Source organism: Pseudomonas sp. GW821-FHT03E01 (assembly GCF_059420765.1).
The window spans coordinates 288,980-304,077 of record NZ_JBWKUI010000004.1 but is presented as its reverse complement, the minus strand read 5'-3'; the positions used below and the strand labels follow the sequence as shown (position 1 = coordinate 304,077).

The 15,098-nt window shown below is 60.5% G+C and carries 10 protein-coding genes and 1 pseudogene; 3 read left to right on the top strand and 8 right to left on the bottom strand.

Features of this window, described 5'->3' with window-relative positions; translation table 11 throughout:
* Positions 1 to 40 precede the first annotated feature (40 nt).
* The 8 genes from AC07VO_RS09190 to AC07VO_RS09155 all read right to left on the bottom strand — a co-directional run bounded on the left by AC07VO_RS09190 (position 41) and on the right by AC07VO_RS09155 (position 13,738).
* Positions 41 to 3,493: a GMC family oxidoreductase N-terminal domain-containing protein gene (locus AC07VO_RS09190; RefSeq protein WP_086944437.1), complete on the bottom strand. Its 3,453-nt coding sequence runs from the start codon at positions 3,491 to 3,493 to the stop codon at positions 41 to 43.
* A 1,642-nt stretch (positions 3,494 to 5,135) separates the two neighbouring features.
* The gene (locus AC07VO_RS09185) at positions 5,136 to 5,702 is read right to left on the bottom strand and encodes a GNAT family N-acetyltransferase (protein WP_018928787.1); all 567 of its coding nucleotides are present in this window, start codon (positions 5,700 to 5,702) and stop codon (positions 5,136 to 5,138) included.
* Between the two features lie 206 nt (positions 5,703 to 5,908).
* The gene (gene etfB, locus AC07VO_RS09180) at positions 5,909 to 6,679 is read right to left on the bottom strand and encodes an electron transfer flavoprotein subunit beta (protein WP_019650283.1); all 771 of its coding nucleotides are present in this window, start codon (positions 6,677 to 6,679) and stop codon (positions 5,909 to 5,911) included.
* Between the two features lie 15 nt (positions 6,680 to 6,694).
* Positions 6,695 to 7,915 carry an electron transfer flavoprotein subunit alpha gene (gene etfA, locus AC07VO_RS09175; RefSeq protein ID WP_064620846.1) on the bottom strand — a complete coding sequence of 407 codons (1,221 nt, stop codon included), beginning with the start codon at positions 7,913 to 7,915 and terminating at the stop codon, positions 6,695 to 6,697.
* The gene (dgcB, locus tag AC07VO_RS09170; protein ID WP_018928784.1) at positions 7,915 to 9,864 is read right to left on the bottom strand and encodes a dimethylglycine demethylation protein DgcB; all 1,950 of its coding nucleotides are present in this window, start codon (positions 9,862 to 9,864) and stop codon (positions 7,915 to 7,917) included. The genes etfA and dgcB overlap by 1 nt, the downstream gene beginning before the upstream one ends.
* 210 nt (positions 9,865 to 10,074) lie before the next feature.
* Entirely contained in the window at positions 10,075 to 12,135 is a 2,061-nt protein-coding gene (gene dgcA, locus AC07VO_RS09165) for a dimethylglycine demethylation protein DgcA (protein ID WP_086944436.1), read from the bottom strand.
* Positions 12,136 to 12,150: 15 nt separating this feature from the next.
* Positions 12,151 to 12,681 (bottom strand): DUF5943 domain-containing protein, encoded by a 531-nt coding sequence (locus AC07VO_RS09160; protein ID WP_007926354.1) that lies wholly within the window; start codon positions 12,679 to 12,681, stop codon positions 12,151 to 12,153.
* A gap of 79 nt (positions 12,682 to 12,760) precedes the next feature.
* Positions 12,761 to 13,738: a dipeptidase gene (locus tag AC07VO_RS09155; protein ID WP_007907542.1), complete on the bottom strand. Its 978-nt coding sequence runs from the start codon at positions 13,736 to 13,738 to the stop codon at positions 12,761 to 12,763.
* A 235-nt stretch (positions 13,739 to 13,973) separates the two neighbouring features.
* Between AC07VO_RS09155 and AC07VO_RS09150 the strand changes: the two genes are divergently transcribed.
* The 3 genes and pseudogenes from AC07VO_RS09150 (at position 13,974) to AC07VO_RS09140 (ending at position 15,064) form a co-directional block, all read left to right on the top strand.
* Positions 13,974 to 14,375, top strand: a complete 402-nt coding sequence (locus tag AC07VO_RS09150; RefSeq protein ID WP_018928783.1) for a lysozyme inhibitor LprI family protein — start codon at positions 13,974 to 13,976, stop codon at positions 14,373 to 14,375.
* Positions 14,376 to 14,382: 7 nt separating this feature from the next.
* Positions 14,383 to 14,616 (top strand): annotated as a pseudogene (locus AC07VO_RS09145) (helix-turn-helix domain-containing protein); the annotation flags it as partial.
* 31 nt (positions 14,617 to 14,647) lie between these two features.
* Positions 14,648 to 15,064, top strand: a complete 417-nt coding sequence (locus AC07VO_RS09140) for a DUF3010 family protein (protein ID WP_019580672.1) — start codon at positions 14,648 to 14,650, stop codon at positions 15,062 to 15,064.
* Positions 15,065 to 15,098: the final 34 nt, after the last annotated feature.

Here is a 15,098-nt window from a genome sequence, read left to right as displayed (position 1 = left end):
CCCCTCGCCACAACAAGCCCCAAGCCACAGGTGAGCAGTGCTAGCCGAGGGCGGTTTTCTCCAGGTGCTGCAGGATGATCGGGTACACATCGACCACCGCGTTCTTGCCGAACATGCAGTCGATATGCCCATAACCCGGCACCACATGCCGGCTGTAGCGTTCCGGTCCATGGATTTTGCATACGCGCTCATAGGTCCTGAGCGTGCTTTCGGGCAAGTAGCACTGGTTGTCTTCGCCACTGATGAAGCAGATCGGCATGGTCAGCCGGTCGAAGTGCGGCATGTAGACGTCCTGGCCCTTGAAGTCCACCAGATGGCCTTTGCGCAGGATCAGCGCCAGGTGCTCGAAGGTCTGTATGTTCGACTCGCCGAACAACTCGTGCAGGTTGTCGTGCAGGGTTTCGTTGAGTGTGTCGTGGCGGTACAGCGACGCGTACATGAAGGTGATGCGGTGGCACACCGGGTTGGTGCAGTAACCTTGAGCCTCGATGCGGGCGTAGATGTTGAGGGCCTTGTCGTAGAGTTTGTTGAACCAGCTCTCCTTGTTGTCGGCATACGCGGTGAGGGATTTAATGCCGATGGCGTCGAGCATCCCCGGCAAATGCAGACCGGCCTTGAGCCCCGTTGCCGTGGCGACCACCGTGTCCGCGGCGATCTGCGAACAGACCACCGAACGCACGCCCTGCAACCCGGCCAGCAGCGACATGAAGAAGGTCGTCGCGCCATAGCAATGCACCACGCACTGCACGTCAGCGGCGAGGGTTGCCTGCTGGATATGCTCGATGGCGGCCTTGAAGTCGTACTGGGCAATCTGGTCGCCGTTCCATTCATGTTTGCTGGCCGGCAGCAGGATGCTGACCCGGAAATCCAGGAGCCAGACGTCGTACTCGTGCTTGCACAGGTACTCCAGCAGGTTGGTCTGGATGGTGTCGGTGGAGAAAATATTCGAGCCCACACCCAAACCATGCACCAGCATCACCGGCCCCTTGGTGCCGCCCTGATAGCGGGTCAGGCGTAGCTGGACGCTGTCTTCGGTCTGGAAGAACTGCACGCTTGGCGTCGGTGCATCCAGCGGCCGTTTCTGCCGGGGCGGCGCATCGGGGTTGAAGTAGATGTCGCCGGCGAATACCCCGCCGTAGCTCTCCCACAAGATGCCGGCGAAGAACTTGCCGAACCGCGCCAGCCCCTCAATGCGCTCGCGTTCGTTGCGCGCGTTGAGCACCTTCATGGTGGTCATCTGCTTGGCGAAATCGGCCGGCTCGATGTGCATCACCCCCGAGCCGATCACTTCGCCCGTCTTGTCCGGCCCGCGATACAGCGTCACATAGAGCGTACTGGTGTCGTGCCAGACGTTCAGCACGCCGTTGTCTTCGGGCACGGTCTTGAATGCGCTGAAGTAATAATCGCTGCCGTCCTCGGCGGTCAGTTTCATGTCGTAATTCATGTGCCGCACGCCGACCTGTTCCTGATATTCCTCGAACAGATTGAACACGCCATTGCTGGCGGTCAGCGGCTCTGGCGACAGGCCCGGCGCATCCAGGGTGCCGACCAGTGTCGCGGCATGTTCCGGCTCCTTGATCATGCGATTGAGGTCGTTGGCGGTGATGGTCAAGGTGAATTCGATCGGCGAGTTATCCGACTTGCCGCGTTTGGCCGCCGCTTCGTAGAGTTTGAGATCGGTGCCCTGGGGCTGGGTGAAATCTTTGGAGAAATAGCCCTTCATGGTTTCGGTGAACTGCACGCCGAGGGTCGGTGCCACCACCGGTTTGCGCGGTGCCGAGGGCAACGTGTAGTCGATGTGCCACCCGCGATCGGCGGCCAGCAGGCTCATATTGCGCTCGCTCACGGCAGAGATGGTCAGCAGTGGATTGACCGCCAGGGAGGTCGGAATCACCGCGCCGTCGGCTACGTACAACCCGGCATAGACATCAGTGCCGCTGACGCCGCTGAACACCTGGCCCTTGTGGTTGACCACGCCCTGCGTCGCATCCTCGCCCATCACACAACCGCCCAATGGGTGCACGGAAACGATGCTGTGTTTGAGCAGCTCGGTCCAGATCGGGTTTTCCACCCAGATCCCGCCCAAGGCCTTGGTGCTCTGGTGCAGGCGCTCGTTGCCGATCTTGACGTTTTCCTGCTCGCCAACGCCCGGCCAGTCGATGCGCAGCTGATCCTTGCTGTCGAGCACCATGCGCCCCTTGCCGTCGTCGTGGCTCATGATCAGGTAGGTCTGCATGTTGTGCAGGGCGCCGTGGTACGGGCCGCGCAGGAAGCTTTCGGCTTCGCGCTCGGCATATTTGAGCTTGCCGGTGAAGCTGTCATCGGTGGGTTTGCCGATCAACCCGGCGAATGTGGCCATGCTCGGCACCATGGGCCGGCCGAGTGCGCCGGGGATCGAGCCTTCTTCGATGACCATGCGGCTGCGCCAGTCGCCTTCGGTGCGCATGTCGATGATCGAGGTGATGCACGGGCCGACCGGTTTCATTTCCTTCGCCGGATGGGCACCGAAACCGATGCCGTTGATCGTTTCATCGCAGTTGTGGCCGAAACCGAGGATGTCGCCGTTGCCGCTCATGTTTTCGCCAAGCTGATTGGACGTCGACAGGCCTTTGTCCCGAGAGCGCAGGAGGATTTCGGTGGAACCCAGAGTGCCGGCCGACACCACGACGATGTCCGCCTTGACGAACAGCGTCGGCGCGGAGAATTTCTCGCGGCCGCTGTCCAGGTATTGGAAGTGCACGATCCAGCCATCGCCGTCGCGCTCCAGATGCCGGACCTCGGCCTGGCAGAAAATCTCTGCGCCGTGGTTGCAGGCATCCGGCAGGTAATTCATCAACGTGGTGTTCTTGGCCTTGTTGTTACAGCCCGAAACGCAGTCGCCGCAGTGGTTGCACGGCAATTGCTCGACGCCGACGTGGTTGAGGTTGTTCGGCAGTTTGTCGAAGGTCACGTTGATCGGCGGCTTGTAGAAGTGTGCGCCTTGCTTGAGGTAATCGGCGGACTTCTGGTTAGCCTCGAGTTTGGGCAAGGTCGGAGCGGTTTTCGGATAGGGATTGGGCTTGAGCATCTCCCGAGCCCGGGCGTAACCGTCTTTGAGCAGCGTGTCGCGATGTTCACGCACCGCCAACGGCCAACGCGGATCATCGAACACACCGGGTTCAGGTTCCAGCGCGACGTTGGCGTTGATCAGCGACGTGCCGCCCAGGCCGCAACCGACCACTACGTTCTGCTGGGCGTTGACGTGCAGGTCGAACAGCCCGGTGCGCGAGCCGATGTGCCCGTCCGGGTCATGCACTTGCAGCTCTTCAGTGGCCGCCAGCATCGTATTGGGGTATTCGCCGGGCTGGATTTCCCGGCCTCGCTCCAGCAGGCATACCCGCTTGCCGGCCCGGGACAGGCGCGACGCCGCGATCCCGCCGCCGTAGCCGGAGCCAATGACGATCACGTCGTAATGTTCCTTGATATCGCTGATGGGCGTGGCGATCCGTGTCATGGGTCATTTCCTCTCGGGCAGATGGGGCAACTCTGCGGTTGCCTGCAATCGATAGACGAACAAACGCCTGGTCACCGGGCACGGTCGGGCCTCAATGGCAGCGGTGTTATGGCATAAGGGGGCCAGGCGCTATAGACGAGCGCGCTGATTGGCGGCGCGACGATGAATCCGCTTGTGCAACGAGGTGGCGGATGTCGGAACACAGGTCACGCAGGGGCTGGGGTGCGAATGTGGCTGCGAGCGATGTGGCTGGCTATCCATCACGCGTTCTCCCTGAACCAGATGTGGATAAGTGACAGTTGTCCTTATGCGATGAGAGTGAAGACAGGCGACAGATCGAAGTCAAGGAAGTGCCTTAGAACTGTATGAAATCTGATCTATCGCGTTCCGGCCTATACGGGCCGTGGCTTACAGGGTTCAGCGAACAAGTTATCCACATCTCCACCCACAGCAAATGGGGACAACTGTGGATGACAGGCTAAATCTATTCACAAAAACCGAAGAAAAACCGTGACTTATCCAGAAGCAGGGTTTTAGCCAGGCACTGGTTGTTTTTTAATCAGAAGCTTGCAGACCACGTTTTACATAGCGTGCAGGGGATGGCGAACACCTTATCCACAGAAGCACCAACAGACTTTGGGGGCAACTTTGCGGTCTCTGTGGAAAACCGCTGAAACCCGCGAGTATTCCGGGTTTACGGGACGATTAGCGGAGGAAAACGTCGAATTGAACAATATTTGATCAACCCAATGAAAGCCGCTATCTGTATGGCCTGTAGCGGACAGCGAACATCTTATCCACAGAAGCGCCAACAGAGATTGGGGGCAAGTGTCGGCCAGTGAGCGACGTTACTCTGTGGAAAAAGCCCGAAAAAACCGTGGGTTAGGCTGGTTGTTTTTTGTACGGAGGGCTGCAGGGCTTGATTGGCATGGGGTGTAGCGAGGGGCGAACATGTTATCCACAGAAGCGCTAACAGGGATTGTGGGTAACCCAAGTGCGTTAGGAGTACATATCCGTTTCAGCGGTAACGGCGGCTTATGGTTCCGCTCTTACAGCGGGTCACTTTGGAAAAGCGCCAAAGTAACCAAAACGCTTTTGCCCCGCCATTCGGTGCCTCGCCTAGGCTCGGCATACCCTCACTCCGGCATTGCTCCGGGGGCCCGCCGCCATCGGCCATCCATGGCCGGGGGCGGCTACCGCGGCATCCTTGCCGCGGTGCCCCCTGCGCAACGCCTGCGTTCGGCCTCTGGGAAAGGGGCGTACAGATCAAGATCAAAAACCAAAGCAAAGCAAAGCAAAAGCAAGATCAAAAGATCGCCACCTCGCTTCGCTCGACAGCTCCTACAGGGAAATGCGTGCACGTGAGATCAGGCCGGCCGGTAGGCCGCCTTGCTTTTGATTTTGACGCACCGCCCCCTCGAGAGGCCGAGTGGAGGTTCTGCGCAGTGGGCCCACGGAGCAGGACCGGAACGAGGGCATGCCGAGCCTAGGCGAGGCGCCGAACGAAAGGGGCAAGAGCGCTTTGGTTACTTTCGCCTGGGCCGGCATTCCGGCTTTTCGAAAGTGACTCGCTGTAAGAGCGAAACCGCCAGTCGCCATTACCGCAGCAACGGATATGTGCACAATCAAAACCGGGAAGCCCCTAAGGCCGATGCATGAGATAGGCATCACCCGTCACCCGAATCATCGGATGAGGAACGACCTGACAAGTTTTGACGATCCCAAAACCATGGCGCTCATAAAAACGCCGGGCCCCGGTATTCGCTGCATAGTCGATCAGGCTCAGGCCGTTGAGTTCCAGTTGATCGGCGCGCTGTTGAGCATGCTCGAGAAAGCGCACACCCAAGCCTTTGTTGCGCCAACCTTCATGCAGGGCCAGGCTCGAAATATAGAGGGTATCGGGAACTTCCATGTCGGCGTAAGGCGCCAGGACCGGATCAGTCACGGGAGCTGCCAACGGATCGTGACGCGTCACGTAACTGTGCATCATGCCGATGACCCGCCCCTGTGCCTGCGCGATAACGCAGTTCTGATAGGAGAAATCGACATCTTCACGGGCGTAACGAATGGCCCCCACTTCCAACAGATCCTGCCCGGGCTCCGCCAGCTGGCTCCAGATGTAATCCGAAGCCCCCTCTGACGAAATCTGGAACAAACGGGCAATCTCCCGCGCATCCGTGCGCAATGCCGGACGAAATTCAACTTCCATTATTTCCCCATTAACTTCGGTGAGATGGTTTTCAGACCTGCGTCTCCAGCACGTCAGGAGCACTTTGTGGCGAGGGGGCTTGCCCCCGTTTGAGTGCGTAGCACTCACAGGATCTTTGGTACATCAGAGATTTCAGGACTGCTGCGCAGCCCAACGGGGGCAAGCCCCCTCGCCACACAGGCTCCCACATCGATGGTGACTACTTGTCAGCGAACCACGCCTTCTTCAATCAGCAACTTGAGGATGGCTTCGGCGCCCGCCTGCGCGGTCACGCCCTTGAGCACTTGCCCACCGCCGCCACTGGCCTTGGCCGTCGCGGCCTTCATGCGGTCAGCACCGCTCTTGGCCTTGATCACTTTCAGGCGCTTGGGTCGTGGCTTGGCCGGTTGCAGCGTGGCCACTGCCAGCAGTTCATCGTCGACCACTTCAACTTCATCTGCCTGCAATACCCCGCGTCGCGCCGGACCGTAGGCACTTTGCCGAGGCTTGGGCGCTGCGTTATCCACAGTCGCCAGAAACGGCAGGCGCACTTTCAAGCGACGGCGCTGACCGCGCGGCAAGGCCTGCAGAACCAGCGCCGAACCACCGTCGATGGATTCGACTTGCGCCAAACCCACCACCAGCGGCCAGCCGAGGCTTTCGGCCAGCAGGAACGGCAACATGCCCGAGCCTTCACCGGTTTCCGCCTGGCTGCCGGTCAACACCACCTGCGCCCCGGCGTCACGCAAATAGTCGGTCAACGCTGGCAGCGCATCTGCGCCGACCGGTTGTTCCAGCACATGCAACTGTTCCAGGCCCATGCCCAGATAGGCACGCAGCGCCGGTTCCGCAACGTCGCCGGCGTGCAGCACTTGCAGGTTATCCCCAGCCAGCTGCAGACCCAGCTCAACGGCCCGCGCGTCCTGCTCGGCGCGGCGTGGCCGGCCGGAGGTCGGGTGGGCACCGATGGACACCAGGCTGATGATTTTCGTGCTCATAACCCTTTCCTTCCCTTAAGCCGCATCGCGCTTGGCGTCGTTGCGGTAAGCCTCTACCGCATCGATCAAGGCTTGAAGAATCTCGGCGCTCTCGCCGATCACCGACAGGTCGGCCCGTTTGATCATGTCGCAACCCGGATCGAGGTTGATCGCCACCACCTTGTCGCAGGCACCGATGCCTTGCAGGTGCTGGATCGCCCCGGAAATCCCCACCGCCACGTAAACCCGCGCGGTTACCCAGGTGCCGGACGCGCCGACCTGACGGTCGCGCGCCATGAAACCATCGTCCACCGCCACCCGCGACGCACCTTCGGTCGCGCCCAACGCTTCGGCCGTCCTGTGGAAAAGTCCCCAGTCCTTGACACCGTTGCCGCCAGAGAAGATGAACTCGGCTTCGGCCATCGGAATCGCCGCCGGGTCCACCGCCACCGCGCCCAGATCTTCGATCCGCGACAGGCTGCGAGCGACCGTTGTGGATAACTCCACCGGCAACGCTTCGTGACGGGTTTCGCTGACCGGTTCGGCGCATTCGGCAGCCGCCAGAATCAAGCGGGCCACCGGCCGCGCAAGGTCCTGCAAACCGGCACCGGCACGGCCGATGCATTCCTGATCCTTGACCTGCCAGACCCGTGTGGCCGGACGTTCGCCCAGTGCGGCAGCAAAGCGTCGACCCAGTTCGCCGCCACCACTGCGGCTGTCCGGCAGCAGCCAGTGACGCGGGCTGAACTGGTTATCCACAGCCCGCAGGCCCTGGACGCGTTGTTCCGGTGCATAACCACTGAATTCGTCGCCTTCCAGTACCAGCAAGCGGTCAACGCCTGCCGTGGCGAAGGCGTTTTCCTTGTGCTCACCGAAGACCACCGCCAGTACCGCGCCGTCCTTGCCGGCCAACTGATGGGCCAGGCCGAGCAAATCGCGGTCGTGGCTGCTCAAGCGGCCGCCGACCATGTCCGGCACCACGCTGATGTAGAACGCGGGTGCAGCCACTTGATGCAGCGGCAATTGCACTTCAACCGCGGCCGAGCGTTTAGTTGCCCCGCCCTGCTGAGCGCCACTGCGGTCGATCCGTTTGATCCCGTTGGGACCGATAAAACCGATCCCGTGGGGATTCTTGCGGATGACGCCGTTAGGCCCCATCCAGCTGTGTTGCACCGGTTGCATGGCCGCGTGCAGCGGGTGCAGACGGTTGCGGGCGATCCATTCAGCGCGAGGGTCGCGGCGGATAATGTCGCTCATCAATGCACCTCCGCAGGTTCACGTTTGGCCGGTGCCGAAGGCTTTCCCGGCGCGGCGTCTTCAAGCAGCGCATCAGCCACCAGTTCGGCGATGTCCTTGATCAATGGCCGTGGCTCGACCACGCCCTCAAGCATCGCGGTGCACTGTGGACAACCCACGGCCACCAGTTCGGCGCCGGTTTCGCGGATGTCTTCCATGCGCATGTCAGGGATCCGTTGCTTGCCCGGAATGTCGGTGATCGGCGCACCGCCACCGCCGCCGCAGCAGCGCGAACGGAAACCGGAGCGTTGCATTTCCTTGATCTCGATGCCCAGGGCGCGCAGCACTTCGCGTGGCGCCTCGTATTCGCCGTTGTAGCGGCCGAGGTAGCACGGGTCGTGATAAGTCACGCTGTTGCCTTTGTGCTGACCGAGGTTCAGTGCGCCTTCGCCAATGATCTCCGCCATGTAAGTGCTGTGGTGCTGCACGAGGTAGTTGCCATCGAAGGCGCCGTATTCGTTTTTCAGCACATGGAAGCTGTGCGGGTCGCAGGTGACGATGCGGTTGAAGCGGTATTTGGCCAGGGTCTGGATGTTGCGTTTGGCCAACAGCTGGAACGTCGCCTCGTCGCCCAGACGCCGGGCCACGTCACCGCTGTCGCGCTCTTCAAGGCCCAGCACTGCGAAGTCGACCTTGGCCGCTTTCAGCACTTTGACGAAGGCACGCAGGGTGCGCTGGTTGCGCATGTCGAAGGCACCGTCGCCGACCCAGAACAGCACGTCGGTGGTTTTCTTTTCGCTGAGCAGGTTCAGGTTCAGATCCGCCGCCCAGTTCATCCGCCCGCCCGGCGCGAAGCCGCCAGGGTTGTCGGTGGCGATCAGGTTTTCCAGGACCTCGGCGCCCTTGTTCGGGGTCGCGCCTTTTTCCAGAGTCAGATGGCGGCGCATGTCGACGATGGCATCGACGTGCTCGATCATCATCGGGCACTCCTCGACGCAGGCGCGGCAGGTGGTGCAGGACCACAGGGTTTCAGCGTCCACCAGACCGTTGACGATCGGTTGATGCGGATTACCGGCGTGCTCACCGATCGGCTTGCCTGGGTAAGGGCTGCCGGCAAACTTGGCATCCGTACCACCGGCCAGGCCGACGACCATGTCCTGAATCAGTTTTTTCGGGTTCAGCGGCTGGCCGGCGGCGAACGCCGGGCACGCAGCTTCACATTTACCGCACTGCACGCAGGCGTCGAAGCCGAGCAGTTGGTTCCAGGTGAAATCCTTGGGTTTTTCCACGCCCAGTGGCGCGGTCGGGTCGTTCAGATCCAGCGGCTTCAAGCCAGTGGAACGACCGCCGCCAAACCGTTCGGAGCGACGGTGCCAAGCCAGGTGCAAGGCACCGGCGAAGGCGTGCTTCATCGGCCCGCCCCAGGTCATGCCGAAGAACAGTTCCGACACGCCCCACAGCACACCGACGCCGAGAATCGCCGCCAGTACCCAGCCACCGAAGTTTTCCGGAAGGATGCCCGCCACCGGCAGGGTCAACAGGAAGAACGACGCCGAGAATGCCAGCAGGCTTTTCGGCAGGCGCATCCACGGACCTTTGGACAAGCGGGCCGGTGGGTTGCGGCGGCGCAGGAAGACAAAGATCGCACCGACGAACATCACTGCCGTCATCAACAGCAGTGCATAACCGAGGATGCGGTTATGCAGGCCGAAACCGTGAACCAGAATCGCCAGCACAATGGACGCCACCGCACCACCGGCCGTGGCGACGTGAGTATTGGCGATGTATTTGTCCCGCGCGACGACGTGGTGCAAATCGACCATGTAACGCTTGGGCATGGCGAACAGACCGCCGATCAGGTCGACTTTCGAAGCCCGGCCCTGACGCCACATAGCCACCCGCCGCAACGCGCCCAGGACAGCCAGGCCCAGGGCAGCGAACAACAGGATTGGAAGAAGGGTGTTCAACATGGTGGAGCTCCCAAAGACCTCGGGGTCATGTGCGTGCCGATGAGAGCGACGCACCTACTTGTGGCGAGGGAGCTTGCTCCCGCTGGAGTGCGAAGCGCTCCCAAAACAGTCTCAGGTGTACACCTGATACACCTCGACTGCAGGTTTTGGGGCTGCTTCGCAGCCCAGCGGGAGCAAGCTCCCTCGCCACAGGTGATGGTGGTAAATCCGTTAGAAATCCTTGCACAACCGCAGCGCGTCGTAGATCGCCGCGTGAGTGTTGCGCTGGGCCACGCAGTCACCGATGCGGAACAGCAAGTAGCCGTCGCCCGCCTGGCTCAGCGAAGGTTGTGGCTTGATCGCGAACAGGGCTTCGATGTCCATCTGGCCTTTGTTGCGCGAGCCTTCCTTCATGGCGTAGTAGATTTCTTCGTCCGGACGCACGCCGTTCTCGACGACCACCTGGTCAACCACCCGCTCCTCTTTGGCGCCGGTGTATTCGTTTTCCAGTACCGCCACCAGCTTGTCGCCTTCGCGATAGACCTTTTCCAGCATCATGTCGCCGGTCATGATCACTTCTTTCGGGTACATGCTGCGGTAGTAAGTCGGGAACGACGTACCGCCGATGGCCACGCCCGGCTTGATGTCGTCAGTGACGATCTCGACCTGGCTGCCTTTGTCGGCGAGGAAGTCGGCTGTCGACATCCCGGTGAACTCGCAAATGGTGTCGTAGACCAGCACGTTCTTGCCCGGCGCCACTTTGCCGTCGAGGATGTCCCAGCTGCTGACCACCAGGCCTTCAGCCGCACCCCAGTGCTCGTTCTGCTCCAGGAACGGATGGCCGCCAACGGCGAGCACCACGACGTCCGGACGCAGGTCGAGAATGGTCGCCGCATCCGCCGCCACGCCCAGGCGCAGGTCGACTTTCAAACGCGCCAGTTCCAGCTGGAACCAACGGGTGATACCGGCGATCTGGTCCCGTTGCGGGGCTTTCGAGGCGGTAGTGATCTGCCCGCCGATGAATTCTTTCTTCTCGAACAGGGTCACGTCGTGGCCACGTTCAGCGGATACACGAGCAGCTTCCATCCCGGCAGGGCCGGCACCAACGACCACAACTTTGCGCTTCGGCCCGGTGGATTTCTCGATGATGTGCGGCACGCCCATGTATTCACGGGAGGTCGCGGCGTTCTGGATGCACAAGACGTCCAGGCCCTGGTACTGACGGTCGATGCAGTAGTTGGCGCCCACGCACTGTTTGATCTGGTCGACCTGGCCCATCTTGATCTTGGCGATCAGGTGCGGGTCGGCGATGTGAGCGCGGGTCATGCCGACCATGTCGACGTAACCGCCTTCCAGAATACGGGTTGCCTGGTTCGGGTCCTTGATGTTCTGCGCGTGCAGCACAGGAGCCTTCACCACTTCCTTGATACCGGCGGCCAGGTGCAGGAACGGCTCCGGTGGATAACTCATGTTGGGAATAACGTTGGCCAGGGTGTTGTGGGTATCGCAACCCGAGCCCACGACACCGATGAAGTCGATCATGCCGGTGTCGTCGTAGTACTTGGCGATCTGCTTCATGTCCTCATGGCTCAGGCCATCAGGGTGGAATTCGTCACCACAGATACGGATACCAACGCAGAAGTCCGGACCGACTTCCTTGCGCACAGCCTTGATCACTTCCAGGCCGAAACGCATGCGGTTCTCGAAGCTGCCGCCCCATTCGTCGGTACGCTTGTTGACTCGCGGGCTCCAGAACTGGTCGATCATGTGCTGGTGCACGGCAGACAGCTCGACGCCATCCAGGCCACCGGCCTTGGCCCGTGCTGCGGCACTGGCGTAGTTGCCGATCACCCGCCAGATTTCTTCCGGCTCGATGGTTTTGCAGGTCGCGCGGTGCACCGGCTCGCGGATGCCCGACGGCGACAGCAGGGTTGGCCAATGCTCACCGTCCCAGCGGGAGCGGCGACCCATGTGGGTAATCTGGATCATGATCTTGGCGCCATGCTTGTGCATGGCATCGGCCAGATTCTGGAAGTGCGGAATAATCCGGTCGTCGGCCAGGTTGACCGACTTCCACCAGCCTTGCGGGCTGTCGATGGCCACGCTGGAGGAACCGCCGCAAATCGCCAGGCCGATCCCGCCCTTGGCTTTCTCTTCGTAATACTTGACGTACCGATCGGTGGTCATGCCGCCGTCGGTGGCGTAGACCTCAGCGTGCGCGGTGCTGAGCACGCGGTTGCGGATGGTCAGTTTGCCGATCTGGATCGGCTGGAACATTGCTTCGAAAGCCATGGCGGGTTCCTCGACTTACAACGGCTTGACGGTGAACAAACCGTCGTCGTGGCCTTCTTCGGAGCCACCGTAAACTTGTTCGGCGACGGTGCGGATCTTGCTGCCGCGAGCAGCCAGGATCTGGTCCATGGCGCCGGCGAACCAGCCAGTGAACATGTAGTCGACCTTGCGCCCGACCTTGCCGTACACGTAGACGAATGCGGAGTGTTCGAGCTTGACGCTGGCGGTGCCTTTGTCGAGGTCGATGTCCTGGATCTTGAACAGACCCCAGCCGCGCTGCGACAGGCGCTTCATGTAGTGCTCGAACACCGCGACGCCTTCCAGGCCATGGCATTCAGCTTCTTTTTCACACCAGTGCCAAGCGGACTTGTAGCCGGCCTTGTAGAGGATTTCGGCGTAGGCGTCGGCGCCCAGCACTTCCTCGATGCCCATGTGGTTGTTGACGAAGAAGTGACGCGGCACATACAGCATCGGTAGGGCGTCGGAGGTCCAGACACCGGTTTCGCTGTCGACTTCGATTGGCAATTGCGGGGCGATCTTGGCCATGGAAACTTAACTCCAGAAAATTCGTTGTGTTGCCCCCGGCACGGACGGCCGGGGGAAAGGATTCTTCAGATGCGGCGGCTTATTCGCCCCAAACGTCTTTCAAAACGTTGACCCAGTTTTCGCCCATGATCTTGCGCACCACGCGCTCGGAATGGCCGCGCTTGAGCAGGGTTTCGGTCAGGTTCGGGAACTCGCCCACGGTGCGGATGCCCAGCGGGTTGATGATCTTGCCGAAGCTGGTCAGACGGCGGGCGTAGCCCTTGTCATGGGTCAGGTATTCGAAGAAGTCCTGGCCATGACCCTGGGTGAAGTCGGTGCCGATGCCGATGGCGTCTTCGCCGACGATGTTCATGGTGTATTCGATGGCTTCGGCGTAATCGTCGATGGTCGAATCGATACCCTTGGCCAGGAACGGCGCGAACATGGTCACGCCGACGAAACCGCCGTGATCGGCGATGAACTTCAGTTCTTCATCGGACTTGTTGCGCGGGTGCACTTTCAGGCCCGACGGCAGGCAATGGGAGTAGCAGACCGGCTTCTTGGATTCGAGGATGACTTCTTCGGAGGTCTTCGAGCCGACGTGGGACAGGTCGCACATGACACCGACGCGGTTCATCTCGGCAACGATTTCACGACCGAAACCCGACAGGCCGCCATCGCGCTCATAGCAACCGGTACCGACCAGGTTCTGGGTGTTGTAGCACATCTGCACAATACCGACGCCCAGCTGCTTGAAAACCTCGACATAGCCGATCTGGTCTTCGAAGGCGTGAGCGTTCTGGAAGCCGAACAGGATGCCGGTCTTGCCCTGCTCCTTGGCTTTGCGGATGTCGGCGGTAGTGCGCACCGGGATCACCAGGTCGCTGTTCTCGCGAATCAGCTTCTGACTGGCGGCGATGTTGTTGACGGTGGCCTGGAAGCCCTCCCACACCGACACGGTGCAGTTGGCCGCGGTCAGACCGCCCTTGCGCATGTCTTCGAACAGCTCACGGTTCCACTTGGCAATAATCAGGCCGTCGATAACGATGCTGTCGGCGTGTAATTCGGCTGGGCTCATCAGGCAGTCCCCTATTAACGATTCATGCGCCGAATCGTGTGCCGGCGCTTTGGGGCCAGCATATGCCTGAGGGACGGTGCAGCCGGGTGCAAAAACGACAGGGGAATTGCCGAAAGCGTCAATCCGCGACAAAGGGTCGCCAACCGACATGATTGCCTACCTGTTCAAGCCCGTTCGCATGGGCCAGAATTCGTCGCATCACCGAATGTTTCACTGAATTAAGGGCGGCGACGCAATGAAATCCATCTTCTTGGCTTTGGCACTGATAGCGACCGGCGTACAGGCGGCCGAAGGGGCCGACGACAACCCCTGTGACGCCGTCGAAAACGAAGTCCAGACCCTGGAATGCTCGGCTTACAGCAGAAACACCGCCGAACAGCTGCTGAGCGACAACTACCAAGGCCTGAACGAACGCATGCAAACGCGCTACGGCAGTAACAAGGCGCAACTGGCCGACATCACCGCAAAAATCAAAACTGCGCAACAACAATGGCTGAAGACCCGGGATGCCGATTGCGCGGTGGAAGCGTTCCCGGCGACGAGCGGCAGTAAAGCCTTCAACATTGCGCAAAATGATTGCGTGGCGCGGATGAGTGACGAGCGGTCGGAGTTTTTGGAGTCGATTGGGCAGGAATAAAAACATAAAAATGGAGAATCATTTGATCCCACACGAAGTAGTCAGCCGCATCGTCGATGGCGCCCCCCCTGTTCGTGCCTGGCGTGAACACCTGAACCTTACGCAGGATGAAGTGGCCAGACGCATGGGCATCTCCCAACCAGCCTTTGCCCAGCAGGAAACGGTTGCCAAGCCCCGCAAGGCCACGCGTGAGAAAATCGCCGCGGCTTTTGGCATCACCGCCAATCAACTAGAGCTGTAAGCTGCACGCCAACATCGGAAAAGGGATTGAAATGAAAATCTGCGGTATCGAAATCAAAGGCAGCGAAGCAATCCTTGCCGTGGCCTCCCTCGACGATCAGGGGCTGACCCACGTCGCGCTGGCCACCAAGAAAATCGCCCTCGACGATGACGACGAAGCCGCCAACGTCAAAGTCTTTGCCGCTCAGGTGGCGTCGTTTATTCGTGAGAATTCAATCGACCGCATCGCGATCAAAAAGCGCAGCAAGAAAGGTGAGTTCGCCGGTGGGCCGACCACCTTCAAGATCGAAGGGGTTTTCCAGTTGCTGGAAAATTGCGAGGTGACGCTGCTGTCGCCGCAAACCATCAATGCGCAGAACAAAAAGTTCGACTTTGAACTGCCGGCCACGCTGAACAAGTATCAGCACGAGGCTTACAAAGCGGCCTGCTCGGCGCTGATGAAGAAGTAAAAACGACACATCTCCTGTAGGAGCGAGGCTTGCC

Coding starts and splice junctions, on each gene's coding strand:
- AC07VO_RS09190 (WP_086944437.1), bottom strand. CDS start 3,493: ATGACACGGATCGCCACGCCCATCAGCGATATCAAGGAACATTACGAC.
- AC07VO_RS09185 (WP_018928787.1), bottom strand. CDS start 5,702: ATGGAAGTTGAATTTCGTCCGGCATTGCGCACGGATGCGCGGGAGATT.
- etfB (WP_019650283.1), bottom strand. CDS start 6,679: ATGAGCACGAAAATCATCAGCCTGGTGTCCATCGGTGCCCACCCGACC.
- etfA (WP_064620846.1), bottom strand. CDS start 7,915: ATGAGCGACATTATCCGCCGCGACCCTCGCGCTGAATGGATCGCCCGC.
- dgcB (WP_018928784.1), bottom strand. CDS start 9,864: ATGTTGAACACCCTTCTTCCAATCCTGTTGTTCGCTGCCCTGGGCCTG.
- dgcA (WP_086944436.1), bottom strand. CDS start 12,135: ATGGCTTTCGAAGCAATGTTCCAGCCGATCCAGATCGGCAAACTGACC.
- AC07VO_RS09160 (WP_007926354.1), bottom strand. CDS start 12,681: ATGGCCAAGATCGCCCCGCAATTGCCAATCGAAGTCGACAGCGAAACC.
- AC07VO_RS09155 (WP_007907542.1), bottom strand. CDS start 13,738: ATGAGCCCAGCCGAATTACACGCCGACAGCATCGTTATCGACGGCCTG.
- AC07VO_RS09150 (WP_018928783.1), top strand. CDS start 13,974: ATGAAATCCATCTTCTTGGCTTTGGCACTGATAGCGACCGGCGTACAG.
- AC07VO_RS09140 (WP_019580672.1), top strand. CDS start 14,648: ATGAAAATCTGCGGTATCGAAATCAAAGGCAGCGAAGCAATCCTTGCC.